Here is a 25899-nt window from a genome sequence, read left to right on the forward strand (position 1 = left end):
AGCCGTGAGTCCCCCGAACCCATTTTATTGATACTCAAAGAAGAAATGGGGGTTTGGGGGCATAGACCCCCAAGCGGTTCAGGCGGCAGCCTGCTCTTGTTCCGCGACTGTCGTGTCCTGTCAGGGATCATGACTCCAGGATCATATCGTATGGAAAATTCAGTAAAAACAACGCGTTCACCCGACCGCCGCCTGTCCGTTGCGCCGATGATGGACTGGACTGACCGCTTTGACCGGGCTTTTTTGCGCTGTATGACCCAGCATACCCTGCTGTACACCGAAATGGTGGTCACCGGGGCGATCCTGTTTGGCAAGCGGGAGCGGTTCCTGGATTACGATGCGCAGGAACAGCCGCTGGCGTTGCAGTTGGGGGGATCGGTGCCGGATGAACTGGCGCGCTGTGCCCGCATTGCCGAGGACTGGGGCTATCGCGAGGTCAACCTGAACGTCGGCTGCCCATCGGACCGGGTGTCGGCGGGGCGGTTTGGGGCCTGCCTGATGGCCGAGCCTGGGTTGGTAGCTGACTGTGTGAAGGCGATGCGCGATGCGACGTCGTTGCCGGTGACGGTCAAGCACCGGATTGGCATTGATGACCTCGACAGTTATGAACTGCTAACGCAGTTTGTTTCGCAGGTGGCTGGTTCCGGGTGCGAAACGTTTGTGGTTCATGCTCGCAAAGCGTGGCTTACCGGCTTGTCACCAAAGGAAAACCGCGAGATTCCGCCGCTGCGTCATGACGTGGTGCATCAGTTGAAACGCGACTTCCCTCATCTGGAAATCATCCTCAACGGCGGCCTGCGCAGCATCGACGCCTGTCTGGAGCATTTCCCGGCAGTCGATGGCTGCATGATTGGCCGGGCGGCCTACGAGACGCCCTATGTGCTGGCGACGGCTGACCGCGATATCTTTGGCGATGATCACCCGATCCGCGACCGCTTTGAGGTGATCGAGGCCTATCGTCCCTATATCGCCGAGAAATTGGCCGAAGGCGTACCGCTGAGCCGGATGACCCGCCATATCCTCGAGCTGTTCCACGGCCAGCCGGGCGGTCGGCTGTGGCGTCGTCACCTTAGCCAGAACGCCCACCTGCCGAGGGCCGGGCTGGCGGTGGTGGACGAAGCGCTGGACATTGCCCGCCGGGCCTTTGCCGCCCGCGAGGAGAAAATGGCCAGTGCAGAGGGGCAGGGCGGCGATCTGTCCTGATGGTGCGATGCGGAAAGGGGTTGCAAATCAGCCCCAAAGCCTTAGCCTGAGTGTGTGCTTGCCCGATGCACGCGCCCTGCGCGATGCTCCGGTGACGATTTTCAAGGGGAGACCGTTTGATGACCGCAACCGTGATCACCATCGCCCAGCAAAAGGGCGGTGCCGGGAAAACCACTCTGGCGGCGCAGTTGGCCGTCCACTGGGCGGGATCACAGAAAAAGGTGGCGGTCCTCGACATTGACCCGCAGGCCAGCCTGACCGCCTGGCACATGGTGCGGCGGCGGACGCTGGCCGATCAGGATGCCGGGGGGATTCACCTCTCCACGGTGGCCGGCTGGCGTCTGGGGACCGAGCTTGACCGGCTGCGGCAGGATTTCGACGTGGTGATCGTTGACAGTCCTCCCCATGCCGAAACCGATGCCAAGGCGGCCATCCGGGCGGCTGATCTGGTGCTGGTGCCGGTGCAGCCCAGCCCGATGGACCTGTGGGCGATTGGCCCGACGCTGGATGTGGCCCGCAAGGAAAAGCGCCCGTTCCTGATCGTGCTGAACCGTATGCCGCCGCGCGGAACCCTGCCCGAGCAGGTGATTGCCAAGCTGGCCGAAGACAATCTGCCGATCGCCAAGGCAAGTCTGGGGAACCGGCAGGTGTTCGCTTCGTCGATGATGGACGGGCGCGGCGTGACCGAGGTCGGCTCGCGCACCACCGCCGCCGCCGAGCTGCGGGCTTTGGCCGACGAAGCCCGTGCCTATGCGCAGTCTGTCAGCAAGAAATAACTCCGGGAGTTTTCGATGCCGTTGCCCGATACCACCCCGACCCGCGTTGAATTGCTGGCCCGTGAGCGGGTCGCCAATGGCTATTGCAAGGTTGACAAGCTGACCCTGCGGCATGAGCAGTACGCCGGAGGCATGGGGCCGGAGATCGTCCGCGAGGTGGTCGAGCGTGGTAACGCGGCGGCGGTGCTGCTGTATGATCCGGTGCGTGAGTGCTGTGTGATGATCGAACAGTTCCGCCCCGGTGCGTGGCTGGCCGATCAGGCACCGTGGATGCTGGAAATCGTCGCCGGGATCATCGAGCCGGGGGAAACCGCCGAGGCCGTCTGTCGGCGCGAGGCCGAGGAAGAAGCCGGGGTTCGCATCGGCGAGTTGCAGAAAATCATGTCCTACATGGTGACGCCGGGCGTGTGTACCGAAACCATTGACCTGTTCGTCGGGCGGGTCGATGCCAGCGAGGCGCATGGTCTGCACGGGGTGGCTGCCGAGGGCGAAGACATCCGGGTGTTCACCATGACCGTTGACGAGTTGCAATGGGCGCTGGAAACCGGCAAGGTCAACAACGTCACCACCATCATTGCCATTCAGTGGTTGCTGTTGAATCGTGACCGCCTGCATCAGCAGTGGGGCTGCTGAGGCGGCTGTATTGCAACCGGATTGCAAAAAGTCCGACTGAAAGACTTGATTGCTCGCCTGTGGCACCATAATCTTACAGAAAGCTGTGGATTAAGGGTAATTTCACATGATTTCTGTGCAGAAAAACGGCGCCGTCAAGGATGGGTTCCTCGACAGTATCGGCAACACGCCGCTGATCCGGTTGCCGTGGGCGTCCGAACAGGCGGGCTGTACCATTCTGGGCAAGGCCGAGTTTCTCAATCCCGGTGGCTCGGTCAAGGACCGGGCGGCGCTGGCGCTGATCATGGATGCGCGCGAACGTGGCGTCCTGCCGCCGGGCGGCACCATCGTCGAAGGGACCGCTGGCAACACCGGTATCGGTCTGGCGCTGGTCGGCAATGCGCTGGGCTACAAGACCATCATCGTGATGCCCGAAACGCAGAGCCAGGAAAAGAAGGACATGCTCCGCCTGTGTGGTGCAGACCTGCGGCTGGTTCCGGCGGTGCCCTACAAGGACCCGATGAACTACGCCCGTTATTCCGGTCGTCTGGCCGAAGAACTGGGGGCGTTCTGGGCCAACCAGTTCGACAATACCGCCAATCGCATGGGCCATTACCGCACCACCGGCCCGGAAATCTGGGACCAGTCCGCCGGGACGGTCACCGGCTTCACCTGTGCTGTCGGCACCGGTGGCACGCTGTGGGGAACGGCGGCGGCGCTGAAGGAGCGCAACCCGAACATCGTCTGCGCGCTGGCCGATCCGCACGGATCGGCGCTGTATGACTGGGTGAAAAACGGTGAACTGAAGGCCGAAGGCTCGTCGATCACCGAAGGCATCGGGCAGGGGCGGGTGACCGCCAACCTCGAAGACCTGCCGGTTGATGATGCCTTCCGCATTGCTGACGACGAAGCGTTGAACGTTTTGTTCAACATGGTGATCCGCGATGGTCTGGTGCTGGGCGGCTCGTCGGGGGTCAACGTGGCGGCGGCCATTCGTCTGGGGCGTCAGCTTGGCCCGGATGCGGTGGTGGCAACCATCCTGTGCGATGGTGGTGCCCGTTATCAGTCGAAGCTCTACAACCCGGCGTTTCTGGCTGAAAAGGGTCTCCCGTGTCCGCCGTGGATGGCGTCCGCATAAAAGGAGATTGCCTTCCTGTCCCTGCGGGGGCATCGTCTTTCTGCCACGGCGGTAACGGCGGTGCCTTTGCAGGGCCTGTCGTTGCCATTGGCTAGACCAGCGTGCGTTAAATCGGATGCAGGCACGCTGGTCCAGGATTTTGTTCTGTCGCATTGTTCTTGCGAAAACCGGTTTCCACTTTTCGCACAATGCTCTGGCAGGTGGAAACGCAGCAACAGGAAGCGCCAATGTCTTATACCCGTCCCGACCCCCTGGTCAGCACGCAATGGTTGGCTGACCATCTGGCCGCCCCGGATGTGCGGGTGGTTGACGCCAGCTATAGTCTGGACCCCAGCCGCGACATGCGGGCCGAATACGAAGCCTGTCATGTGCCGGGGGCGGTATTTTTCGATATCGACGACATTGCCGACCGCACCAGCCCCTATAAACACACCGTGCCTGCCGCCGAAGTGTTTGCCGCCAAGGTGCGCAAGCTGGGGCTGGGTGATGGCAACCACGTGGTGGTTTATGACAGCAACGGCGGCGTGATGGCCGCCTGTCGGGTGTGGTGGCTGTTCCGCCTGTTCGGGGCGACCAATGTGTCGGTGCTTGACGGGGGCCTGCCCAAGTGGCTGGCCGAGAACCGCCCGGTGGAAGACCTGCCGCCGCCCGCCCGCGAGCGTCATTTTACCGCCCGCATGGACACCACCCTGTTCCGCTCGGCAGAAAACCTGCTTGCCAACCTGACGGCGGAAACGCCCGAGCAGGTGGTTGATGCCCGCTCGCCGGGTCGGTTCCGGGGCGAAGAAGCGGAGCCACGGGCCGGTGTGCGTCAGGGGCGGATTCCTGCCTCGCTGAATCTGCCCTTTACCGCCCTGATCGACCCGCAGAGCAAGACCTTCCTGCCGCCCGAGCAGTTGCGTCAGCAGTTCGATGCCGCCGGTGTTGACCTGTCAAAGCCGCTGGTGGCCTCGTGCGGCTCCGGCGTAACCGCTTGCGTGATTGCCATGGCTGGCTATCTGCTGGGCAAGGATGATATCTCGATCTTTGATGGCTCGTGGAGCGAGTGGGGCAGCCGGGCCGAGTTGCCGATTGCGGTGGGCTGAGGAAAGAGGAGGGGGACGTGGAGCGCTGCTCCACACCTCGCCGGGGCCTTGAGGCCCCGGACCCCATTGTGTTGAGAGTCAAAAAAAGCCCGGGCACGTCAATGACGGACCCGGGCTTTTTATCAGTACGGCAGACGGAAACTCAGTCTTCGATTGCCGACTGCAGGTAGTTCGGCAGGCCGACGTCGTTGATCAAGCTCTGCTGGGTTTCCAGCCAGTCGATATGCTCTTCGCATTCTTCCAGCAGTTCCTGCAGCTCGTCGCGGCTGACGTAATCCTGCGAGGTTTCACACAGGGCAATGGTGCTCACCAGCGCGGTGCGCAGGTCGGTGGCCATGCCCAGATCGGCGGCGATGATTTCCGGCACGTCTTCGCCGATATGCAGCTTGCCGAGGTCTTGCAGGTTCGGCAGGCCTTCGAGGAACAGGACGCGCTCGATGATCTCATCGGCTTCCTTCATGGCGCGGATCGACTGCTTGTAGATCGACTTGCCCAGGCCGGCGAGGCCCCAATGCTTCAGCATGCGGGCGTGCAGGAAGTACTGGTTGATGGCGGTCAGTTCGATCTTGAGCACGCCGTTCAGGGCGGCGATGACGCTCTTGTCACCTTTCATGGGGACAGCTCCTAAAGAAGAAGGGGGGCGGGGAACCGTGGCTGAAACCTCAGCCGGCCGAACCCATCATCGACTGCTGGTAGTTCTGCAGGCCGATCTTTTCGATCAGGCCCAGCTGCTTTTCCAGCCAGTAGCCATGGTCGATTTCGGTGTCTTCCAGCATCTTCAGGAGAATTTCGCGGGTCTGGTAGTCCTGCTCACGTTCGCACAGGGCAATGGCGTCCTTCAGGGCGGCGACCACCGAGATTTCGACATTCAGGTCGCTTTGCAGCATTGACGGGACATCATGGCCGACGTGGATCGCGTCGCGGGTCACCAGATCGGGCACGCCCCCCAGGAACAGGATGCGCTTGATCAGCTCCTGGCAATGTTCCAGCTCGTCCTGCTGTTCGTGCTTGATGCGCTCGTACAGCTTGTTCAGGCCCCAGTCTTCGTACATGTGGGCGTGGACGAAATACTGGTCAGCGGCGGACAGCTCGCCCGCCAGCAGCGTGTTCAGGCGGTCGATGATAATTTGTTTACCCTGCATGGCACATCTCCGGGCGCAAGTAATCTTCACTTCCGCCAAGATACGGATGTGCCGAGAAAAAATCAAGTAAAATCAATAAGTTACTATTGAGGCTTAAATGCTTTCTAAATCGATGCCGTTCGCGTCAGCCAAAAACCGTTGTTGGTGAACGTGTTACCGGTTCCTGTTCTGTTGCAACAAAGTCGCACTTTCAAATGTTGAGCGCTTGAATCGGGTATTCAGGCTTTCCGCTGCGGCATCGTCAGACGTTGCGCAGGCGCACGATGATGTCGATTCCACAGATTTCGGTGCCCGCCGGGGCGCTCGGCAGGGTTTCGGGCAGAGGAAACGGCTCGTTCATCGCCTCTAAAGTCCCAAGGGATTCATTGAAGTAGTGATGGTGCAGGTTCGGATCGGTGCAGAACCAGATACGCTCGCCAAAGCCGATTCGGCGGACCAGTCCGGCAGCGGCAAACTGGTTGAGCGTGTTATAGACGGTCGCCAGCGACAGGCGCTGGCCCTTTTCGGTCAGGTCGCGGTGGAACTGGTCGGGGCTGATGTGGGTTTGCAGGGTATCGCGCAGGGCTTCCAGCATGGCGATCCGCTGACGTGTTGGCAGGATGCGGTGACGCCGCAGGGTTTGGGGGGCTGGCTCTCGGAGCGTTGCGTCACGGACTGCCATGGTGGGGTTCCTGTGGAAAGGGGGAAGCCGACTTTGCTTAAAGTAAGAAGCATTCGCAATATAAAGCGTGCCCCTGTTTTTTCAACAGGTTTTCCGCGCCAAGCCCCAGAGACTCCCCCCCTTGTTATCGGTACAAGGCATCCAGCAGGCCGCGATAGCGGGCGAGAATAACATGGCGGCACAATTTTAGCGTCGGGGTCAGCATGCCATTGTCGATGGTAAAGGCCTCGTCCGCCAGCGCGATGCTGCGGATTTTCTCGATGGCCGACAGCCCGCCGTTCACCCGTCCGACGGCGGCCAGAACGGCCTGCCGCAGGGCTTCGGGGTCGCCTTGATGGCGGCGGAGGCAGTCTTCGCCGGGGACGATCAGGGCCACCATGTGCGGTCGGCCATCGCCATGGACCATCGCCTGGGCAATGTCCGGCTCCAGGGTCAAAAAGCCTTCCAGCCGTTGCGGCGAGATGTTGTCGCCACCGGAATTGACGATGATGTCCTTCTTGCGGTCGGTGATGCGCAGGTCGCCTTCGGGCGAAATTTCGCCGATATCTCCGGTGTGCAGCCAGCCGTCAGCATCCAGAACCTGCGCCGTTGCCAGCGGGTTGTTCCAGTATCCGTTCATCACCAGTGGACCCCGGACACAGATTTCGCCATCGCCGGCAATGTTCAGCTCGACGCCGTACAAGGCCGGGCCGACCGCATCCAGCCGCACGCGCCGGGGGATATTGACGGAAATCACCGGAGCGGCTTCGGTTTGCCCATAGCCTTGCAGGATGCGCACCCCCAGCGCGGTAAAGAACGCGCCAACGTCGCTGTTCAGGGGGGCACCGCCCGAGACGAACGCTTTCAGGCGTCCGCCAAAGCGGGCCTTGACCTTTCGCCGCACCAGCAGGCTGCACAGGCCGTTCAGGGCCGTGTCGCGCCAGCGCATCGTTTCCGGTGCGCGCAGGGCCTGTTCACCCAGCCGCAGGGTACGGGTAAACCATGCCGCCTTGCTGCCGCCCTGCCGTTCGACCCCGCGCAAAATCTTTTGGCGCAGGACTTCATACAGGCGGGGGACGGCGGTCATGATGGTCGGCTGCATGTCCTGCATGTTGCTGGCCAGCGCATCCAGGCTTTCGGCATAGGCAATCTGGGCACCGATGGTGATCGGGAAAAACTGCCCGGCGGTGTGTTCATAGGCGTGGCTGAGCGGCAGGAAGGACAGGAAACGCTCCTCGCCCAGTCCCAGTTGCACCACCACCTGATGGGCACCCAGACAATTGTGCAGGATCGCCTGATGCGACAGCATCACGCCTTTGGGGGCGCCGCCGGTGCCCGAGGTATAGATCAGGCAGGCGGTGTCAGTCGGGTGGGCGTGCAAACCCGGCAGGGGGATATCTGTCGCCTGCTGCCCGGCCTGACAGACATCATCCCACATCACCAGCGACAGGCCGGGATTTTGCCGCAGATCCGCCGGGTCCAGCAGGATGATCTGTGGTGGAACCGCCGTCTGGGTGGCGGCTTGCAGCAGGCGGGGGGCCAGCTTGCCGGTGCAGATCACCACCGATGGCGTGCAGTCGCGCAGGATGTGCAAATGGTCGGCAACGGTGTTGGTGGTGTAGGCCGGAACGGTAATCCCGCCTGCGGCCATGATCGCCAGATCGGCAATGCACCATTCCGGGCGGTTGTCCGCCACGATCACCACCCGCTCCCCCGGTTGCAGGGCGCAGGCGGTCAGCAGTCCGCGGGCGAGCTGTTCCACCTGCCCGGCCACCGTTTGCCATGACCGGGCCTGCCATGTGCCGTCGGCCTTGCTCCACAGGAACGGCTGGCTGCCAAAGCGGCGGGCCTGGGTGAAAAAGGCATCGCACAGCGTGCGGGGCTGGGTGAAGTCAAGGGCGCGGCTGGTCACGGCGGGTCTGACTTTCTGCTGTGGGAACGGGAAACGGTTGCACCGGTAATCATATGATAGGAATAACAGGCTGAAGACAGGGGGAAAAGATCCTCTTTCCCTGTTGCGTTTTGTTCGCATCGTCCCCCATATCAGGCTATCCTGACGGCGAATGGCTGTCACTTTTTCACGGAGCGTGTGGATGCTGCATATGATGGGTCTCGGGAAAACCGCTTTGCCGGATGGTGCTGATACTGCCGGGGCGGGCGGGCTGGAAAACCTGCCGGAGTGGGATCTGTCAGACCTGTATCCCGGCCCGGACTCTGCCGAACTGAAAGCCGACATTGCTGCCGTCGAGCAGCGGGCGAAGGCGTTTGCCGCCAGCTATCGCGGCAAGGTGGCCGAGATTGACGGCGCAACCTTTGGTCAGGCAATCGCCGAGTTCGAGCAGATTTGCGACACCCTGTACAAGATCCTGTCCTATGGTCAACTGGTCCATGCCGGAGCAGTGTCCGACCCCGAGGTCGGTCGTTTTTATCAGGGCCTGAGCGAAAAGGGCACCGAGGTTTCGACCGAAACGCTGTTCTTCACGCTGGAAATCAACCGTCTGGACGATGACGTTCTGGCGGCCAAGATGGCGGCCCCGGACGCGGCGCATTATGCCTCGTGGGTGCGCGATCTGCGCCTGTACCAGAACCATCAGCTGTCCGACGAGCTGGAACAGCTGATGCACGAAAAGGAAATCACTGGCGGCAGCGCGTGGATGCGCCTGTTCGACGAGACGATGGCCGCTCTGCGCTTTCCGATTGCCGGGAAGGAAATGACCGTCACCGAGGCGATGACCTGCATGTCCGACCGCGACGGTGACAAGCGCCGCGAAGCGGCCAAGTCAGTGGGCAAGGTGCTGGGGGACAACATCCGCCTGTTCTCGCTGATCACCAACACCTTGGCCAAGGACAAGGAAATCGAGGACAAGTGGCGGCGCTACCCGAATCCGCTGTCATCGCGCAACCTCGCCAATCAGGTCGAAGACGAGGTGGTGCAGGCGCTGGTCAGTGCGGTGAAGGACAGCTACCCCGATCTGGCGCACCGCTATTACGGCCTGAAAGCCAAGTGGTTTGGCGTCGAAAAGCTGAACTACTGGGACCGCAACGCCCCACTGCCGGACGATGCCGACCGCAAGTATTCGTGGGCCGAAGCGACCGAGCTGGTGCTGGGGGCCTATGGCCGCTTCTCGCCCAAGCTGGCGACGGTGGCGCAGAACTTCTTTGACAAGCCGTGGATCGACGTTCCGGCCCGTGCGGGCAAGACCTCGGGGGCCTTTGCCCATCCGGTGGTGTCGTCGGCCCATCCGTACCTGCTGCTGAACTACATGGGCAAGGCCCGCGACGTGATGACCCTCGCCCACGAACTGGGCCATGGCTGCCACCAGATGCTGGCCGCCGGGCAGGGCACGCTGATGGCCAACACCCCGTTGACACTGGCGGAAACCGCCTCGGTGTTCGGCGAGATGCTGACCTTCCGCGCCATGCTGAACGACGAAACCGACCCCAAGCGCCGCCGCATCCTGCTGGCGGGCAAGGTCGAGGACATGCTGAACACCGTGGTGCGCCAGATCGCTTTCCACGAGTTCGAGCGTCAGGTTCACACCGAACGCCGTCAGGGCGAGCTGTCCGCCGAGCGGCTGGGCGCAATCTGGATGGATGCCCAGCGCACCAGTCTGGGACCGGCCTTTACCTTTGACGAAGACTATCAGCACTATTGGGCCTATATCCCGCACTTCATTCATTCACCGTTCTATGTCTATGCCTATGCCTTTGGCGACTGTCTGGTGAACAGCCTGTATGGCGTCTATGAGCAGGGCGCCGAGGGCTTTGAAGACAAGTATCTGGCGATGCTGTCGGCAGGCGGAACCCTGCGGCACAAGGAACTGTTGGCCCCGTTCGGGCTGGATGCCAGCGATCCGGCGTTCTGGAAAAAGGGCATCGGGGTGGTAAAGGGCTTCATCGACGAACTGGCCGAAAGCTTCTGATCTGTTTTGACTGTTTGCCTGCGGGGCGGGGCCGTCTGTTCATCAGGCAGCCCCGCCTTTCTGTTGCCGTAATTCTGCCTATGCTGGCGCACAAGAACACAAGCTGAAACAGGAGACTGTACCGTGAAATCCTTGCCTGCCATCGCGTTGGGACTGGTGCTGGCCGTGATGCCCTTTGCCAGCCATGCCCATGAACACGCCACCGGGGTGGTCAAAGAGCGGATGGACACCATGAAGGCGATGAGCGATGCGATGAAAGCATTGCGCCCGCTGATGGATCAGCCGCAAATCGATGCGGCCAAGGCTCTGCCGCTGGCGGAAAAGGTCCGTGATCTGTCGGGCAGAACCGCTTCGCTGTTCCCGGCTGGCTCTGATGGCGGCACCAGCGAGGCGTTGCCGGATGTCTGGCGCAAGCCGGACGATTTTGCCGACGCCGCGCGCAACAGTACCACTCAGGCGGCTGCACTGGTCGAGGCGATCAAGGCCGGGGACAGCGCGGCCAGCCTGAAGGCTTTCGCCCGTACCGCCAAAAGCTGCAAGGATTGCCACGGGGATTTCAAAAAGGCCGATTGACCGCCGTCATGCTGTAAAAGCCGCAAGGCTTGCGCCTTGTGGGGGAAAATGGGGTTGCGCTGTCGATTTTGGTTCGCAGTGCAACCGAATCCCGCTACATCAGGGGCATGACAAAGACCATCGACATAGATCGGGTTGCGCGCCTGATAATCGACGTGGCCGCCGAGGAAATCGTGCCGCGTTACAAGACCTTGGGGGCCGATGCCATCCGCTCCAAGACATCGGCCAATGATATGGTGACCGATGCCGATGAACAGGCCGAAGCCCAACTGACCTGCCGACTGCCGGACCTGTTGCCGGGGTCGGTGGTGGTCGGGGAAGAGGCTGTCTATGCCAATCCCGCCGTTCTTGACCGCCTGAGCGGAGACCAGCCGGTATGGGTGGTTGATCCCGTTGACGGAACCGCCAACTTCGCCCGTGGCCACCCGGCCTTTGCCTGCATGGTGGCGCTGGTCGAACACGGCCAGACGGTGGCGGGCTGGATCTGGGACCCGATCGGCGACCGCCTGTGGATCGCCGAACAGGGCGCCGGAGCCTGTTGCAACGGGCGTCGCATTCAGGTCAGCGGCCACGGCCAGCCGCTGTCGTCGCTGATCGGCTCGTTGGGGCGCGGACGGCTGGCAAACAGGCTGGAAGAACAGTACGCCCTGCGCGTCCGCCACGGCAGCGCCGCCCATGATTATGCCGCCATGGCCGATGGCCGGGTTCATTTTGCCGTCTATAACCGCCTGAAACCGTGGGATCACGCCGCCGGGGTGCTGTTGCACCACGAAGCGGGCGGCTATTCCGCCCTGCGCGGGCAGAACGCGCCCTATCAGCCAACCCGGCAGGACGGCGAACTGATCGTCGCCCCGGACCGGGAGATTTGGGAGCGGATCAACGATCTGTTGCCGGGGTGAGGCAGAGGGGTGTGAGCGCTGTTCACGTTTACACCGCGCATGACAAACAAAAAAACAGGATCATGGAGCGCTGCTCCACACCTCGCTGGGGCCAGTCGGCCCCAGACCCCATTCCTTTGATCATAAAAGAAAAAAATGGGGGTCCGGGGGGATCGCCTCCGAACGGGCATGGGCGGTAGCCCATTCTTTCTCAAAAACTGTCGTGCACTGTGACCAGACGCAGGCACAATGCTCTGCCTTTTTGTTCTGCCGCATTGTTGTTGCGAAAACCGGTTCCCATTTTTCGCACAATGCTCTACCACGTTTGGTTTTCGGCCGTGGCTGCGACCTCGACCAAGTCTTTGGCGTCGGGCAGCGGCGCGTCCAGCAGTGCCTTGACATCAAGACCGCCGCTGATGTTCATGCCCTCCCGCTGGTCGCCTTTGCGCGGGAGGGGCAGATAGTCACTGCTGGCGGCGGGCCGCATCTGGTTAAACTTCTGATACCCGGCCACACGCAGATTGCGTGCCGTCTGGCGCAGCAGCAGGCGGAAGGCCTCGATGCGCATCCATGGCTTGGCGTATGCCTTGATGAGATCCTGCCGTTTGGCATGCAGCCACAGTGCAGCAGCGCCTGCAACGTGAGGTGTGGCAAACGATGTGCCATCGCCCCAGCCATACGGAGAGGCTTTGTCGGTGGCCAGGTCCAGTGCCTCGGCGCGCCATATCGGCTCTGCCGGAGCCCAGACGTCGGCGAAGGCATTCATTGAGCCTTTCTGGCCATAGGATTGATAAATAACCAGGTTTTCGGAATAGCCCTTGTAGCCACCAACGCCGATGGCGCGAAAGAATTTGGCCGGATAGCAGAACCGGTCAATTTTCTGACCTCCGGCAGCACAGACAATTACCCCGGCGTTGTAGGCGCGGTCAAGGGCGCGACCAAGCTCGTTGTCGCTGGGCAGGCCGGGGATGCCCATGCTGATCGACATCACCTGACAGCCATGCCCGACAGCGTGATAAATGGCATTGGCGATGTTGAGGTGAACGTTTTCCTGAAGAACATCTGAGATGATCACCGTTTCACTGACCCGGTAGGGAATAATCGGCAGCTTTGGCACCACCCCGCGAAAGACGCCGTCCTGCCAGCCGGTGAGGACACTGCTGGTCCGGGTGCCGTGGCCGGGGAATTTGCCGGTTCCGGCGTGCAGCGGGTCGACGGGCTCTTGCCCTTTCTCGATGTAATTAACCCCCAGATCAATCCGGACCCAGCTCCCCAAAGCCGGGTGGCCTCGGGTTACACCGGTGTCAATGTGGGCGGCCATCAATCCGCCCCAGTCCTCGGGGACTGGAATCCCGTCGGCGTTAACGTCGTGCAATGACCAGCTCTTGTCAGGATTTTGCGGCATGACATCACCCCACTATAGGTGGTTAACATTGCCATGGTAAACTTTAGTGGAGGAGGTTGCAGCTATTAATTGCAAAAGTGGGATCACCCGTTTAGAAGGCCACCGCCATTCCCCGCGAGACGGCTTGTGCCCGCAAGTCTTCGTAAAGCCCGGCCTGCTCGATCAGGATGGTTTTCAGCCCGTGCCGGATCTTTTCCGACTGCAGAGCCTGTTTGCTCATGGTGTTATGGGCGGTCAGGGCGTCCATGATGGCGTTCAACAGCGCGCTTGCCAGATCGGGCGAGGCGGCGAACTGTTCCTTGGTATTGTTGGCGGCCTGTTCGGTCAGGATGTCGGATTCCAGCAATTTTCCCTTGATGACGCCGTTAACGTAGATCAACTGGTCGCCATCGGTCAGCTCGCCTTCAAACAGGGTGTTCACCGCTGCGATGATTTCGGCCAGCAAGGCCTGTCGTTTGTCGTGAACGGCACCGCTGCCGGCCTCGGTCATGGGCTGGAGCGTTTGACTGTCCCCCTGGCTGATGGAGAGGGGGAAGGTGCCCTGTTTGCGTAATGCGTGGTGGGTCAGGCTGATATCGGACAGGTCGACGCCCTCGCGTTCGCGGCCAAAGTCCAGCAGCGGCAGCAGGCGGCGGAAGAAGATCGACCGCTTTTCGATGTCGGTGTTCCCATAGTCAAAAATCTGCGACAAAAAGGCATACAGACGCAGGAACGCCCCCAAATCGCGCTTGAACAGGATCAGGGCGTCGATTGCGTCCTTGGCGTCTTTTTCCTGTGCGCTGTTTTTGGCTGCTTTGGCGGCTTGCAGCGCGGCTTGCAGAGTTTTGTACCGCTTTAGCAGCCGGTCGGCGACGGGGGCAATGGCGGCGGTGAGTTTGGCTTGCGATGTGCGCGCAGCCATTTCGACGGCGACGACGCGTTCGATGTCTGCATCGTCATAATACCCCAGCGCATCGAGTTTCGAGCGCACATCATAGACCAGATTGGGGTCGGTGACGTTGGCAAGCTCGGCTGTCGCGTAATAGGTCCTGAAGGCGGACAGGATGTCCTTGGGCTCGTTGACGAAGTCCAGAATATAGGTGGTATCCTTGCCGGGATGGGCACGGTTCAGGCGTGACAGGGTTTGCACCGCCTGAATGCCATCCAGCTTTCTATCGACATACATGCCGCACAGCAACGGCTGGTCAAAACCGGTCTGGAACTTGTTGGCAACCAGCAGAATCTGGAAATCGTCGGTGGCAAAAGCCTTGCGCATGTCGCGCCCGGCCAGCGTCGGATTCAGGAGTTTGCTGTTCTCGGTAACGCCTTCCGGCCCTGTTGCGTCGTCCTGAACCTCGCCGGAAAAAGCCACCAGCGTTCCAATCTTGTAGCCCTGCTCCTTGATGTATTTACGGATCGCCAGTTGCCAGCGCACCACTTCCTGACGGCTGGAAGTGACCACCATCGCCTTGGCTGTTCCACCCAGCAGCGGGGCAACGGTGTCGCGGAAATGCTCGACCACCACCTTCACTTTCTGGCTGATGTTATAGGGATGCAGGCGCACCCAGCGCATGATGCCCTTCAGGGCGGCGTCGGCATCGACCTGGGTTTCATCCCATTCCTGCCCCCCGGAGGCCAGCCGGAAGGCCAGCTTGTAGGGGGTGTAGTTTTTCAGCACATCGAGAATGAAGCCTTCCTCGATCGCCTGCCGCATGGAATAGACGTGGAATGGCGCGGGCAGGTTGTTCGCCCCGGCCGGGCTGGACGGGTCGGGCCTGCGACCGAACAGCTCCAGCGTCTTGGCTTTGGGGGTGGCGGTAAAGGCGACATAGGTGATGCCGCTGATGTTGGCGCGGGCAGCCATCTGGGCGGCGAGCAGGTCTTCGGTGCTGATTTCGCCGCCGTCCTCCAGCGCCTTGATGTCTTCGGCGGACAGCACTTGTTTCAGCGTCGCCGCTGCGGTACCGGTTTGCGAGGAATGGGCCTCGTCAGCGATCACCGCAAAGCGTTTGCCCTGGGTGGCGGCAAGGGTCTGGACTTCGGCGAGGGCAAAGGGAAAGGTCTGGATGGTGCAGACGACAATCTTTTTCCCCGCCGCCAGAGCCTCGGCCAACTGGCCGCTTTTGCTGCCTTTGTCGTGGCTGATGGTGGCAACAACGCCGGTGGTGCGCTGGAATGAAAAGATGGCGTCCTGCAACTGGTCATCCAGCACGGTGCGGTCACTGACCACCAGCACGGAGTCAAACAGCTTGCTCTGCGCCGCGTCGTGCAGATCGGCGAGGAAATGCGCCGTCCAGGCGATGGAGTTGGTTTTGCCCGATCCGGCGGAATGCTGGATCAGGTATTTCTGCCCCGGCCCCTCGGCCAGCACCGCCCGGATCAGGGCCCGTGTCGCATCCAGTTGGTGATAGCGCGGGAAGATGATCTTTTCGATTTCCTTTTTGGCGTTCCGCGTCGCCACCACATAGCGGCCCAGAATTTCCAGCCACGAGTCCGGCGCCCACACCTGTTCCCACAGATAGGCGGTGGCATGGCCGTCGGGATTGGGCGGGTTGCCCGCCGCGCCGTGGTCGCCCCGGTCAAAGGGCAGAAAGGTGGTGGCCGAGCCTTGCAGTTTGGTGGTCATGCGCACCAGCGACTGACTGACGGCGAAATGGACCAGCGCGCCGCGCGGGAAATCGAGCAGCGGTTCGGCGCTGCCTTGTCCTGCGGGTTTCGGGTCGCGGTCAAAACGGTACTGATCGACCGCATCCTGAACGTTCTGGGTAAAGTCGCTTTTCAGCTCGGCGGTAGCCACCGGAATGCCGTTGAGGAACAGCACCAGATCAAGGCAGTTTTCGGAGTGCAGCGAATAGCGCACCTGCCGCACCACCCGCAGGCGGTTGGCGGCATAGCGCGCCATCAGTTCGGGATTCAGGCCGAGGGCAGGCTTGAACTGGGCCAGTGCCAGCGGGTGCCGCAGGCCGAGCAGCTCGACGCCAAAGCGGATCACCTCCAGCGTGCCCCGGTCGTCGAGCTGTTTGCGGATGCGGTCCAGCACCACCGCCCCGGCGGCGGAACCGTGGTTTTGCTGCAAGGCCGCCCATGCGGCGGGCTGGGTGTCCTGCACCCACGCCAGCACATCGGCGGGGAACAGGGCGCGGGCGCGGTCATAGTCGGCGGCATCCGCTGGATTGTACCGCCAGCCCGCCGAGGCCAGCGCGGCGCAGATGTCGTTTTCAAACGCGATTTCGCGATGAAGCAGGCTCATCATGCGGCCTCCTGCGGGGTGGGGGCGACGAACCAGCGCACGTCAATCTTGCCGGTGACGGCGGCGGAAATCAGCGCCGAGCGGCGTTCTTTCAGCAGCGCGATGGCACGTTCGGCTTCGGCGGTGAGGGTGTCTACAGAGGTTGCTATAATTGCGATGCGTTCCGCAATTCTCGATTGCTCATCCTTTGGTGGCAATGGAACATGGAAATTAATGATGTCCGAGATATTTACGTGAGGGGATGTTGAGCCTCCTACTTTCTCTAAGACCTGTTGGTAGACTGCATCACTGTTAAGCAGCCACATCATGAATGCCGGGTGTGCCCTCTCGTTTGTACGGAACATCATCATCCTTTGACCAAGGCAAAGGTTAACGTCTTCCGGAACCAGTGCGGCCATGCCGAACCGCTCCCCTTCGCGGGAATAGAGAATGTCACCAGCCATTGGACAGAGACGTTGGATGCGCTCTTCGTAAATTTCGCGTGAAACGAGGCGGGCTTGGTCCAGTAACAGGATACCCCGATCTACGTCTGCGGTTCTAATTGCTGGGTACTCAAGCTCTCCGTCATACGTAGGTGTAGTGTGCAGGCAGTCTACGACGTGCGAGCAAAGGTGCTTCATGCGGCTTATTTCCCAATGTTCCGGCACCTCCCCCAGCCATTCAATGCCGCTGTCTTTCAGGGGAACGGACGGATCAAGGCCCTTGGTGACGGCGTGGGAAATGACGGCCTGACGCTTTTCCTTCAGCAGTGCAATCAGCTTTTCCTGCTCGGCCACCAGCGCATCAATCTTCCCCGTCTCGTGGTCGAGAAAGGCGGCGATGGCGGTTTGTTCGGGGAGGGGGGGGGTGGTTACGATCAAATTTGCGACATCATCTAGGCTCAATTGCACCTTCGTTCCTCCATAGCCTCGAGTCTCGAGGTAAGAGATGCCAATATTGGAGAGTGTCACGTATCCCACCCAGGCGGGGATGAACTTCCGTTGATGCAGACGAACAAGGGCAACATGCTGGCTAACGTATGCTTCTTCCAATCCCTTTGGAGCAACTGCGACAGAACCTAAATATGCGGTAATAGAAAATAAAACATCCCCTGCAACTACCCTTGTGCGCTCACCCTCTGCACCATCAGGCAAATTGACCCGTTGTATATCGGATAAGTCCAAAGTGATGCTGTCTCGGGTTAAGTTTCCAATCCGAAGGAATAACACGCCATCATCTGAATAGTGCTCCGCCCATCCGCGTGAGCCACTGGTAAGGAATGCGATATCTCTTTTTAGTGAAACAACCCCCCAATGCGCCGGCACCTCGCCCAGCCACTCAACACCGCTGTCCTTGTAATCTGCGTAACGGGGGAAGGTCATGCGTCGTCTCCCTGAGCGGTGGTGATGGCGTCTAGCTGGGCATCCTGCCAGTCGGCATAGGTCTTTCTGGTCCCACTGACCACCCATTCGACGCGGCCGTTGGAGGATCGCCCCAGCACCACGGCGGCGGCGGCGCTGGGTCTGGAAAAGGCGTAGTCCCGGGCAAATGTCAGCGGACCGGAGCCAGTAGCCCGCAAAACACCCTCGTCAATCAACCGCTGACGCAGGGTTTCATAGCCACCGGCAACGCCGATCCATGACGCCTGCGCCTGCGATCCGGCCAGCACCACGAATTCGCCCTCGACCTCGCGTGCCTCGGCGCGGAGGTCGTGTTTCTTGCTGCTCAGCTCGAAGGTCGGCGGCGGCGGGGTGTCTGCGCCCGCCTGCGCCGCCGGAGACGGCAGGGGCCGGGCGGTGGTTGCCGCCTTCAGCAGGTCCAGCCCCAGCACTGGCAACACAACCCTAAGTTGCTCTATGAAAAATTCCATGTCCGACTGGTCAGCCTCGGGGAGTTGCGGGACATCGGGGGCGGTGCGGTTGTTCAGCGTCACCCGCCCGGCCTGTTGGGCGATGGCGATCAGGCGGCTTTCCAGATAGCGCACATGCGCCTTGGTCAAATTCTGGTCCTTGCTGGTGACAATGCAGGTTTGCTCCCAGAATTCTTTCGTTTCGTCCTTGTTGTGCTCGGTCAACCGCTTGCCAACGCTGTCGGTTTCCCCGATGTAGGCCATCGGCTTGTATCCGCCCTCGGGGTCGCTGCCCGACAGGATGTAAACTCCGGTTCGTCCGGCCTCGGGCCGCTGGATCAGATCGGCCAGCCGTGACCGTGGTGCGGTCATCACATGGCCGGTCCAGTTCATGATTTCGGCAGTGATGATCCCGCCCGGACTGCCATCGGCCAGAAACAGGCGCAGGGAACGGCCTTTGGTCATGGTGTGGCCTCGTGCTGCCAGAGTGAACGTGTTTGCCAGTCAGCGGGAAAGCCCATCGCTGTCTGCTGGTCGGGGGATGCGCTGGCAATGTGGTCCGCCAGCCGCTTGCGCCAACTGGAGGCGGGGTTGATGATATCCATCAGGAAAATGATCATGACCAGAGTGTTGTAAATTTTTCCGCTTTGGGAGTGGGCAAGATGGGTGACCAGCCACGGCGGGTTTTTGGTCGGAAGTTTCCAGCTCACCACAAATTCCCTGTTCCACAGTCGATTGTGGTGGGCGCAGATGTTCCGCACAACAGCGAGGTGATGCAGGAATGATCCCAGAATGCTTTCATCAAGCTGGTAGGCACGGGCAACCTGATTGCGCAGGGCGCTGCTTTTGGTGCGGGCGAACCATCTTGAAACATCACCAAGTGCCATCAGTTCACAGGTTGCCCAAAGCGGCGGCAGGTCTTCGCGGTATTTCTGGCGGAAATGCACGATAAACGGCTCGCGGCTTTTGGCGGCTTCTGCCTTCAGGCGCTGTATGGCCTCGGCATGGGACCAGATGATCCGGCCTTGCTTGTTGGACTGGCTGGTAAAAAGGTCCGGGTCAAGGTGCGCATGGGGGCCATGGGCCCGGACCAGAACATTCATCCACTGCGTCCGAACGGATATCTCCAGACGTTCGATGGCATCCATCAACAACAGGCGCAGTTCCCGGTCAAACGTATATGACCTCAGGATGTGGGCAAAGCAGGTGCCTGTCTGGAACTGGTGGTCTTCGGTATCGGCTTCATAGGGGCGCCAATAGCCCGCCAAGCGGTAATAACTGATGTGGGAAAGGCAGTGTTCGGCCTCGGCGCGGTCAGGAAAGGCCATTCCGCGCGCGGCAAGCTGATCAATCTGTTCGGAAAGAGAGGTGGGAGGTTTAGCGAACTGCATCGCATACCCCCCAAAAAGAATGAACCCCCCATGGTGCGCCGATCTGACGAGAGGCGTGGGGGGTGTTGTTGCCCCCGTTATAGTGCAAAAAAGCTTTGCCGTGTAGCAAAAAAGCTTCTCCATGCGGCACAAAAGCTGTTTCTTGCGGCTTGGGGCGGCGTCTCATCCGGCAATTTCCCCCAGCATCGCCTGAATGCGGCTGACCACCTGCGTCAGCTCGGCATCAATGGCTTCCAGCGGGCGGGGCGGCTGGAAGACGTAGAAATGCCGGTTGAACGGGATTTCATAGCCGACTTTGGTCTTGTCGTGATCAATCCACGCATCCGGCACATGGGGCAGGACTTCGCGGCGGAAATAGTCCTCGACGTCCTGATCCAGCGGCACGTTTTCGGTGTCGCGCAGCTTGGGATCAGGCAGCTTTTTGCCCTTGGTCTTGCCTTTTTGCCCGACCACCGGCTTGCCGTCTTCCATCAGCGGGCGTTCAACGGTGATGGTGCGATAGCCAAAGGCGCTGTTGTTGAAAATGCGGCTGATCGGCTTGCCGTCGGCGTCGGCTTCGGTGAACGATCCGAACAGGCGGGTGATGTCGGCAATGTGCTCCTCGGACAGCTCCTTGCGCTTGGAGCCGAGGCTTTTGCGCATTTTTTGCCACATGCCCGAGGCGTCGATCAGTTGCACCTTGCCTTTGCGGTGGGCGGGCTTTTTGTTGCTGACGATCCAGACATAGGTGCTGATGCCGGTGTTATAGAACATGTCGGTTGGCAGGCCGATAATGGCTTCCAGCAGGTCGTTTTCCAGCACATAACGGCGAATCTCGCTTTCACCGCTACCCGCCCCTCCGGTAAACAGCGGCGAACCGTTCAGAACAATGCCAAACCGCGCGCCGCCTTCCTCAACGGGCCGCATTTTGGCAATCAGATGCAGCAGAAACAGCATTGATCCGTCAGAAACACGCGGCAGGCCCGGCCCAAAGCGCCCGTCGTAGCCTTCGGTTTCATGCTCGCGGCGGACTTCCTTTTCCACCTTCTTCCATTCCACGCCAAAGGGCGGGTTGGACAGCATGTAGTCAAAGGTGGTCGCCGGATGACCGTCTTCGGACAGGGTGTTGCCAAAGGCGATTTTGGATACATCCTGCCCCTTGATCAGCATGTCCGCCTTGCAGATGGCGTAGGATTCCGGGTTCAGTTCCTGCCCGTAGACCGTCAGGCGGGCTTTGGGGTTGTGCTCTTCCAGATACTCCCCGGCAATCGACAGCATCCCGCCGGTGCCCGCCGTCGGATCGTAAATGGTCCGCACCACGCCCGGCCTGGACAGGATCTCGTCATCCTCGATAAAAATCAGGTTGACCATCAGGCGAATGACTTCGCGGGGGGTGAAATGCTCCCCGGCGGTCTCGTTCGACAGTTCGGCAAACTTGCGGATCAGTTCTTCGAACACCAGACCCATCTGGTGATTGCTGACCCGGTCAGGGTGTAAATCAATCTGGCTGAATTTCTCGGCCACCTGATACAGCAGGCCCGCTTTGGAAAGCCGGTCAATCTGGGCGTGAAATTCGAACCGCTCGAACACATCCCGCACCTCAGGCGAAAAGCCATTGAGGTAGCTGTAAAGGTTCTGGCTGATGTGGTCCTGATCACCCATCAGCTTTTTCATGTCCAGCGGCGAGATGTTGAAAAAGCTCTGGCCCGCCACCCGCAGCAGGAACGGATCAGGGGGGATGTCGAGATTTCGTTTGGCCTGATATTCGGCCAGAACGGCGGGTTTGGTCGCTTCGAGCACGCAATCAAGGCGGCGCAGGACGGTAAAGGGCAGAATGATCCGTCCGTATTCGGACTGTTTGTAATCACCGCGAAGCAGGTCGGCAACGGACCAGATAAAAGCCGACAAAGTTTGCTGATTCATGGTGATACGTGCCTCGTTGCATCGCGGAGTTGCAGATAAACGAGGACATTAAAGCCCGCAGGCCGGGCACGCAAGATGTCAGGGGTGGCGGCTGGGGGAGAAAATGGCGTCCCCTGCAGGACTCGAACCTGCAACCCCGAGCTTAGAAGGCACGTGCTCTATCCGGTTGAGCTAAGGGGACACGCTTTGCGATAGCAAGCGCCGGAGGTATAGCGGCTTCCTGTTGAAAAGGCAAACGAAAACAAAAAAGCCCCGACCATGTCGGCGGGGCTTTTTGCGTATTCTGTGTGCCTGTCGGCGGCGGGCTTTACAGCACGCGGTTGAAGGCGAAGTTGTCGGCGTAGTTCTTCGGCTTCACGGTGCGTTCGGTCGGCTCGTGCAGGCGGACGACAAAGCCGTTGCGCTGGGCATAGGCGATGGCGGCGTCCTTGCTGTCAAAGCGCAGGCGGAGCTGGTTGCGGGTGTCGCGCGACCCTGCCCAACCCATCAGCGGGTCGTTCTTTTTGGCATCGGTCGGTTCGAATTCCAGGACCCACGCCTTGAGGTTGCCGCGGCCGGACTGCATGGCGGTTTTGGCGGGACGATAGATGCGAACGACAGTAGCCATGGGCTCCCCACTCTGTTCTGTGCCGCTGGCGGCTTTTGCACATGCTGTTCTGCGGGCCTGACCAAAGGCGTTTTCCGCGACAGCCTGAAACAGGTACTGGTGGTCGGGGCGAGAGGATTCGAACCCCCGGCATCTTGCTCCCAAAGCAAGCACTCTACCAGACTGAGCTACGCCCCGCCGTACCAGTGTGGGCTGGACCCTAAGGGGTTTTTTTCCCTAACGCAAGAGCCTTTTACAGGCAAAAGCGCATCGTTTTTCACTGCGGGGACGATCCGGCGTGGTGGCTGGGCGGGGGATCAGGATTGCAGGGCTGATCCGATGACCGACCAGATATAGATGGTGGCAAAAATGGCGACCAGCGCGCTGAGTTCGGAGCAGAAACGGGAAATGGACATCGCGGACCTCATCTCGGGTGGCATGGGATGACAGGGCGCGGCGCAGTGGTTCGGACAGGCCCGCCGCGGATGGTGCCGTGTCGTGGGGGTGGCAAGATTGTTCATGTTTTGTTCTGTTTGATTAATAGAACATGAACAGAACGCCTCGTCAAGTCCGCGCGCTGGTTGAGATCAGGAGCTTTGTGGAGTGCAAATCCGGGTGACTTCCCGCCATTGCTCATTCTGCAAGGCTGGCGGCGGGGTGAGGGGCGTGGCCGGAGACCAGGCCGGAGACCAGTCGGCGGTCGGCGGCGTTCCGGGAAGGGCCGACGTCAGCGCCTGCAGACGTTCCTGCGTGATCGGGTGGGTACAGGAAATGGCCTGCCATGCCGGCGAGGCGGGCTTGTCGTCACCATAGGGCAGGCGTGGCAACAGTTGCGGCAGGGTGTTGCGCAGGCCGGCGGTATGCAGAATGCGTCTGGCCCAGGCATCGGCTTCCAGCTCGTCGCTTTCGCTGTGGCAGCTGACCTGCAGCGAAGACGGAGCCTGTGGAGACGGAGTATCTGCCGACGCAGTGCCATGTTGCAGCATGTGGCCCATTTCGTGGGCCAGCAAGGCCGCCAGCTCGTCGCTGTCCTGCAAGGCGTTGATCAGTCCGCTGGTCAGGACGATCACCCTGCCGGGCATGGTAAAAATCTGCGGCGTGGCCTCGTCAACCACCAGCGGGAACGGGGCCGGGGACAGGCGGGCGGCGATGGCGAGGCGGTTGGTGAGCTGATCCAGCACCCGCTGCCCGCGCAGGCCCTGACAGGCTTGCGGGCGGGTAAGGCTGCTGTCGGGGGGCGGAAGGGTGCCCAGCGGGTGGCGCAGCAATTTCCAGGCGGCAAAGGCGGTGGCCAGCACTGCGGCGGTCAGCGCCACCACGCCCAGCAGTTTCCATGGTACGATCAATCGCCTGGAGGCCGGACGGTGGATTGCCGGGAAAGCCTGTGGAGCTGCTTGTGCGAGGATGCTGCCAAAGGCCGGGTCCAGAATGGTCAACCGGCTTTGCGGGCTTTCCGAGCACTCCAGCACCAGCGGCAAGCCGCCAACGGCAGGCTGCGGGCATGACAGGCAGTCATAGGGCCAGCGGGAGAGCAGCTTTTGATCCTGATCCCGAATCGCCAGACTGTCCGGGTCGAGTGACACCCGGACACGCGGCGAGACATTGGCATGTGGATGGTAAAAAACGGCGTCCCAAACCACCGGACCCTCCTTGATGGGACTCCACCGGCCCTCTGCGGGCTGCTGGAAGACCCATCCTAGGGGGATGGTCGTTAATCAATTGCAAATGTTCTGTCCGTTTCAGGTCATTAGGCGATCTTTTTATCGTCAGGTCTGAGCTGCTTTACAGGCCGCCATCCCGCGTGCTGACCCGACGGACGGAAACCCATAGTCCCAGTGCCACCCAGACCACCACCACCGCCAGCCCGGTTTGATAGCTGGCGGAGGCGAGCACGCTGGCGGGCGAGGCGTAAAAGGGCGCACGCAGGATGGTCATCGCGTGGGCCACCGGGTTGATCGCCATCAACCCGGCCAGCCAGCCCGGAGCACCGGCGGTGGGGAACAGGGCGCCCGACAACAGCCATAGCGGCATCAGGAACACCATCATGATGGCGTGAAAGCCTGCCGTGGACTTCATTGACCAGGCGATGGCAAAGCCCAGCGCGGTATAGCCAATGCTGGTCAGGACCATCGCCATCACGATCAGCGCAAGTCCGCCCATTGTGACTGGCAGGCCGAGAAACGGTGTGGCCAGCAACAGGATTACCGCCTGAAACAGCGCAATGCTGGTACCGCCGAATACCTTGCCCAGCACAATCGCCAGCCGGGGGATCGGGGCGACCAGCACCCCTTGCAAAAAGCCCTGATCGCGATCTTCGATGACGGTGATGGTCGAAAACACCGAGGCGAACAGGATCATCATCATCAGGACGCCGGGATAGAAGTACTCCAGATAGCTCATGCCGCTCATGCCGGGCGGCTGGAAGCTGGGAGTAAACCCCGCGCCAAGAAAGACCCAGAACAGCACCGGCTGACCCAGACTGCCGACCACCCGCTGGGGCTGGCGGATAAAGCGGGTGAACTCACGCCGGGCAAGGGCGGCGCTGACGCTGAACAATGATGCCGATGGCGAGGGGAGGGCAGACGGCTGCGGGCTCATCGGCGGCTGTCCTCGGCGACGGCGGTTTTGCCGGTTACATGGATAAAGACATCTTCCAGACTGGGCTGCTTGACCGCAATCGAGGTGATCTCGGGCTGCCAACGCTGCAGGATGGTGTCAATCAGCGCCACTGCACCACTGTTCGGGCCACTGTCCGGGCCACTGGCCGGGATGGCGTCAATCCGCACCTCATCACCGTGGACGAGGGCAGGCAAGCCAAGCTCGGCCAGCAGGGCGGCGGCAAGGCGGGTGGGGGTGGCAGTTTCCACTACCACCATTTCCCTGCCGACCAGTGCCTTGAGCGCCCGTGGGCTGTCGTGGACCAGCAGGTGCCCGTCGCGCATGATGGCCACGCTGTCGGCGTCTTCGGCTTCAGAGAAAACGTGACTGGTCATCAGCACCGTCATGCCCCGATCCCGTTGCAGGTGGCGCAGGGCAACCAGAAACGACCGGCGGCTGGCCGGGTCGAGGCCAGTGGTCGGCTCGTCCAGCAACAGCAGACGCGGTTCGGTGAGCAGGACTTTGGCCAGTTCGACCTGGCGCGCCAATCCCCCGGACAGGCTGTCAACCCGGTCGTTCAGGCGGCTGGCGATATCTGACCAGCCGATGGCGGCAGTCAGGCGGTGCTCGAAGGCCGCCCCTTTCAGGCCATACAACGCCCCGTGCAGACGCAGGTTTTCGATGACCGACAGGTGCTTGTCCACCGCCGGGCTCTGGAACACCACACCAGTCATCCGCCGGACCGCATCCGGGTGCTGCAAGGCGTCATGTCCGCCAATCTGCACGCGGCCTGCGGTCGGCAGCATCAGACCGCACAGGATACGGAACAGGGTTGACTTGCCGCTGCCATTCGGGCCGGACAAAATGCAGAACGTTCCATCCGGGATGGTCAGCGACAGGTCATGGATGGCCGTCCGCGCGGCCTGATGGCGGCGGGCAGGGTAGACGTGGGTCAGGGTCTCAAGGGTGATCATTGGGCACCGGCACCCC

General features: G+C 61.1%; 22 protein-coding genes and 2 tRNA genes. 8 read left to right on the plus strand and 16 right to left on the minus strand.

What is annotated here, in order from left to right; genetic code table 11:
• Positions 1 to 150: 150 nt before the first annotated feature.
• The 5 genes from dusA to sseA all read left to right on the plus strand — a co-directional run bounded on the left by dusA (position 151) and on the right by sseA (position 4814).
• Positions 151 to 1203: a tRNA dihydrouridine(20/20a) synthase DusA gene (gene dusA, locus BW995_RS01710; RefSeq protein ID WP_076398336.1), complete on the plus strand. Its 1053-nt coding sequence runs from the start codon at positions 151 to 153 to the stop codon at positions 1201 to 1203.
• Positions 1204 to 1322: 119 nt separating this feature from the next.
• Positions 1323 to 1979: a ParA family partition ATPase gene (gene parA / locus BW995_RS01715; protein ID WP_076398337.1), complete on the plus strand. Its 657-nt coding sequence runs from the start codon at positions 1323 to 1325 to the stop codon at positions 1977 to 1979.
• Positions 1980 to 1994: 15 nt separating this feature from the next.
• Positions 1995 to 2612, plus strand: a complete 618-nt coding sequence (locus BW995_RS01720) for an NUDIX domain-containing protein (RefSeq protein WP_076398339.1) — start codon at positions 1995 to 1997, stop codon at positions 2610 to 2612.
• A gap of 106 nt (positions 2613 to 2718) precedes the next feature.
• The gene (locus BW995_RS01725; RefSeq protein WP_076398340.1) at positions 2719 to 3729 is read left to right on the plus strand and encodes a cysteine synthase A; all 1011 of its coding nucleotides are present in this window, start codon (positions 2719 to 2721) and stop codon (positions 3727 to 3729) included.
• 227 nt (positions 3730 to 3956) lie between these two features.
• Entirely contained in the window at positions 3957 to 4814 is an 858-nt protein-coding gene (sseA, locus tag BW995_RS01730; RefSeq protein WP_076398342.1) for a 3-mercaptopyruvate sulfurtransferase, read from the plus strand.
• 142 nt (positions 4815 to 4956) lie between these two features.
• Here the strand turns inward: sseA and bfr (BW995_RS01735) are convergent, their stop codons facing one another.
• The 4 genes from bfr (BW995_RS01735) to BW995_RS01750 form a co-directional block, all read right to left on the minus strand.
• The gene (gene bfr, locus BW995_RS01735; protein WP_076398344.1) at positions 4957 to 5427 is read right to left on the minus strand and encodes a bacterioferritin; all 471 of its coding nucleotides are present in this window, start codon (positions 5425 to 5427) and stop codon (positions 4957 to 4959) included.
• A gap of 49 nt (positions 5428 to 5476) precedes the next feature.
• Positions 5477 to 5956: a bacterioferritin gene (gene bfr, locus BW995_RS01740; protein WP_076398346.1), complete on the minus strand. Its 480-nt coding sequence runs from the start codon at positions 5954 to 5956 to the stop codon at positions 5477 to 5479.
• A 241-nt stretch (positions 5957 to 6197) separates the two neighbouring features.
• Positions 6198 to 6617, minus strand: coding sequence for a Fur family transcriptional regulator (locus BW995_RS01745; RefSeq protein ID WP_076398348.1), 420 nt, complete (start codon positions 6615 to 6617; stop codon positions 6198 to 6200).
• 124 nt (positions 6618 to 6741) lie between these two features.
• Complete coding sequence (locus BW995_RS01750) at positions 6742 to 8508, minus strand: AMP-dependent synthetase/ligase (RefSeq protein WP_076398349.1); 1767 nt, start codon at positions 8506 to 8508, stop codon at positions 6742 to 6744.
• A gap of 190 nt (positions 8509 to 8698) precedes the next feature.
• Between BW995_RS01750 and BW995_RS01755 the strand changes: the two genes are divergently transcribed.
• The 3 genes from BW995_RS01755 (at position 8699) to BW995_RS01765 (ending at position 11991) form a co-directional block, all read left to right on the plus strand.
• Positions 8699 to 10519 carry a M3 family oligoendopeptidase gene (locus tag BW995_RS01755; protein ID WP_407656299.1) on the plus strand — a complete coding sequence of 607 codons (1821 nt, stop codon included), beginning with the start codon at positions 8699 to 8701 and terminating at the stop codon, positions 10517 to 10519.
• A gap of 123 nt (positions 10520 to 10642) precedes the next feature.
• Positions 10643 to 11092: a c-type cytochrome gene (locus BW995_RS01760; protein WP_076398351.1), complete on the plus strand. Its 450-nt coding sequence runs from the start codon at positions 10643 to 10645 to the stop codon at positions 11090 to 11092.
• 107 nt (positions 11093 to 11199) lie between these two features.
• On the plus strand, positions 11200 to 11991 hold the full coding sequence (locus BW995_RS01765) for an inositol monophosphatase family protein (RefSeq protein ID WP_175616954.1): 792 nt from the start codon (positions 11200 to 11202) through the stop codon (positions 11989 to 11991).
• A gap of 295 nt (positions 11992 to 12286) precedes the next feature.
• Here BW995_RS01765 and BW995_RS01770 read toward each other — a convergent pair whose 3' ends face one another.
• The 12 genes from BW995_RS01770 to BW995_RS01825 all read right to left on the minus strand — a co-directional run bounded on the left by BW995_RS01770 (position 12287) and on the right by BW995_RS01825 (position 25883).
• The gene (locus tag BW995_RS01770) at positions 12287 to 13375 is read right to left on the minus strand and encodes a S8 family peptidase (RefSeq protein ID WP_084194499.1); all 1089 of its coding nucleotides are present in this window, start codon (positions 13373 to 13375) and stop codon (positions 12287 to 12289) included.
• Between the two features lie 91 nt (positions 13376 to 13466).
• The gene (locus BW995_RS01775) at positions 13467 to 16607 is read right to left on the minus strand and encodes a type I restriction endonuclease subunit R (RefSeq protein ID WP_245821209.1); all 3141 of its coding nucleotides are present in this window, start codon (positions 16605 to 16607) and stop codon (positions 13467 to 13469) included.
• A complete protein-coding gene (locus BW995_RS01780) occupies positions 16604 to 17965 on the minus strand; it encodes a restriction endonuclease subunit S (protein ID WP_076398355.1) in 1362 nt (453 codons plus the stop codon). Before BW995_RS01780 ends, BW995_RS01775 begins: the two co-directional genes overlap by 4 nt.
• A complete protein-coding gene (locus BW995_RS01785) occupies positions 17962 to 18897 on the minus strand; it encodes a GIY-YIG nuclease family protein (RefSeq protein WP_076398357.1) in 936 nt (311 codons plus the stop codon). Before BW995_RS01785 ends, BW995_RS01780 begins: the two co-directional genes overlap by 4 nt.
• Positions 18894 to 19823: an Abi family protein gene (locus tag BW995_RS01790; RefSeq protein WP_076398359.1), complete on the minus strand. Its 930-nt coding sequence runs from the start codon at positions 19821 to 19823 to the stop codon at positions 18894 to 18896. The genes BW995_RS01785 and BW995_RS01790 overlap by 4 nt, the downstream gene beginning before the upstream one ends.
• Before the next feature lie 162 nt (positions 19824 to 19985).
• Positions 19986 to 21725 (minus strand): type I restriction-modification system subunit M, encoded by a 1740-nt coding sequence (locus tag BW995_RS01795; protein ID WP_076398361.1) that lies wholly within the window; start codon positions 21723 to 21725, stop codon positions 19986 to 19988.
• A gap of 104 nt (positions 21726 to 21829) precedes the next feature.
• Positions 21830 to 21906 (minus strand) — tRNA-Arg (locus tag BW995_RS01800).
• Positions 21907 to 22032: 126 nt separating this feature from the next.
• Positions 22033 to 22332, minus strand: coding sequence for an ETC complex I subunit (locus BW995_RS01805; RefSeq protein WP_076398363.1), 300 nt, complete (start codon positions 22330 to 22332; stop codon positions 22033 to 22035).
• Between the two features lie 100 nt (positions 22333 to 22432).
• Positions 22433 to 22509, minus strand: a tRNA-Pro gene (locus BW995_RS01810).
• A gap of 389 nt (positions 22510 to 22898) precedes the next feature.
• Positions 22899 to 23951 carry a M48 family metallopeptidase gene (locus BW995_RS01815; RefSeq protein WP_076398364.1) on the minus strand — a complete coding sequence of 351 codons (1053 nt, stop codon included), beginning with the start codon at positions 23949 to 23951 and terminating at the stop codon, positions 22899 to 22901.
• A 142-nt stretch (positions 23952 to 24093) separates the two neighbouring features.
• On the minus strand, positions 24094 to 24909 hold the full coding sequence (locus BW995_RS01820; RefSeq protein ID WP_076398366.1) for an ABC transporter permease: 816 nt from the start codon (positions 24907 to 24909) through the stop codon (positions 24094 to 24096).
• The gene (locus BW995_RS01825; RefSeq protein WP_076398367.1) at positions 24906 to 25883 is read right to left on the minus strand and encodes an ABC transporter ATP-binding protein; all 978 of its coding nucleotides are present in this window, start codon (positions 25881 to 25883) and stop codon (positions 24906 to 24908) included. Before BW995_RS01825 ends, BW995_RS01820 begins: the two co-directional genes overlap by 4 nt.
• Positions 25884 to 25899: the final 16 nt, after the last annotated feature.

The organism is Insolitispirillum peregrinum (assembly GCF_900156605.1).
GTDB classification, from domain to species: domain Bacteria; phylum Pseudomonadota; class Alphaproteobacteria; order Rhodospirillales; family Rhodospirillaceae; genus Insolitispirillum; species Insolitispirillum peregrinum.

Bases quoted from the DNA above. Each gene is read 5' to 3' on its own strand.
- BW995_RS01785 (WP_076398357.1), bottom strand. From the start codon at position 18,897: ATGACCAAAGGCCGTTCCCTGCGCCTGTTTCTGGCCGATGGCAGTCCG.
- BW995_RS01765 (WP_175616954.1), top strand. From the start codon at position 11,200: ATGACAAAGACCATCGACATAGATCGGGTTGCGCGCCTGATAATCGAC.
- BW995_RS01820 (WP_076398366.1), bottom strand. From the start codon at position 24,909: ATGAGCCCGCAGCCGTCTGCCCTCCCCTCGCCATCGGCATCATTGTTC.
- parA (WP_076398337.1), top strand. From the start codon at position 1,323: ATGACCGCAACCGTGATCACCATCGCCCAGCAAAAGGGCGGTGCCGGG.
- BW995_RS01795 (WP_076398361.1), bottom strand. From the start codon at position 21,725: ATGAATCAGCAAACTTTGTCGGCTTTTATCTGGTCCGTTGCCGACCTG.
- BW995_RS01755 (WP_407656299.1), top strand. From the start codon at position 8,699: ATGATGGGTCTCGGGAAAACCGCTTTGCCGGATGGTGCTGATACTGCC.
- BW995_RS01825 (WP_076398367.1), bottom strand. From the start codon at position 25,883: ATGATCACCCTTGAGACCCTGACCCACGTCTACCCTGCCCGCCGCCAT.
- BW995_RS01770 (WP_084194499.1), bottom strand. From the start codon at position 13,375: ATGCCGCAAAATCCTGACAAGAGCTGGTCATTGCACGACGTTAACGCC.
- bfr (WP_076398344.1), bottom strand. From the start codon at position 5,427: ATGAAAGGTGACAAGAGCGTCATCGCCGCCCTGAACGGCGTGCTCAAG.
- BW995_RS01780 (WP_076398355.1), bottom strand. From the start codon at position 17,965: ATGACCTTCCCCCGTTACGCAGATTACAAGGACAGCGGTGTTGAGTGG.
- BW995_RS01805 (WP_076398363.1), bottom strand. From the start codon at position 22,332: ATGGCTACTGTCGTTCGCATCTATCGTCCCGCCAAAACCGCCATGCAG.
- BW995_RS01720 (WP_076398339.1), top strand. From the start codon at position 1,995: ATGCCGTTGCCCGATACCACCCCGACCCGCGTTGAATTGCTGGCCCGT.
- BW995_RS01790 (WP_076398359.1), bottom strand. From the start codon at position 19,823: ATGCAGTTCGCTAAACCTCCCACCTCTCTTTCCGAACAGATTGATCAG.
- sseA (WP_076398342.1), top strand. From the start codon at position 3,957: ATGTCTTATACCCGTCCCGACCCCCTGGTCAGCACGCAATGGTTGGCT.
- dusA (WP_076398336.1), top strand. From the start codon at position 151: ATGGAAAATTCAGTAAAAACAACGCGTTCACCCGACCGCCGCCTGTCC.
- BW995_RS01725 (WP_076398340.1), top strand. From the start codon at position 2,719: ATGATTTCTGTGCAGAAAAACGGCGCCGTCAAGGATGGGTTCCTCGAC.
- bfr (WP_076398346.1), bottom strand. From the start codon at position 5,956: ATGCAGGGTAAACAAATTATCATCGACCGCCTGAACACGCTGCTGGCG.
- BW995_RS01745 (WP_076398348.1), bottom strand. From the start codon at position 6,617: ATGGCAGTCCGTGACGCAACGCTCCGAGAGCCAGCCCCCCAAACCCTG.
- BW995_RS01775 (WP_245821209.1), bottom strand. From the start codon at position 16,607: ATGATGAGCCTGCTTCATCGCGAAATCGCGTTTGAAAACGACATCTGC.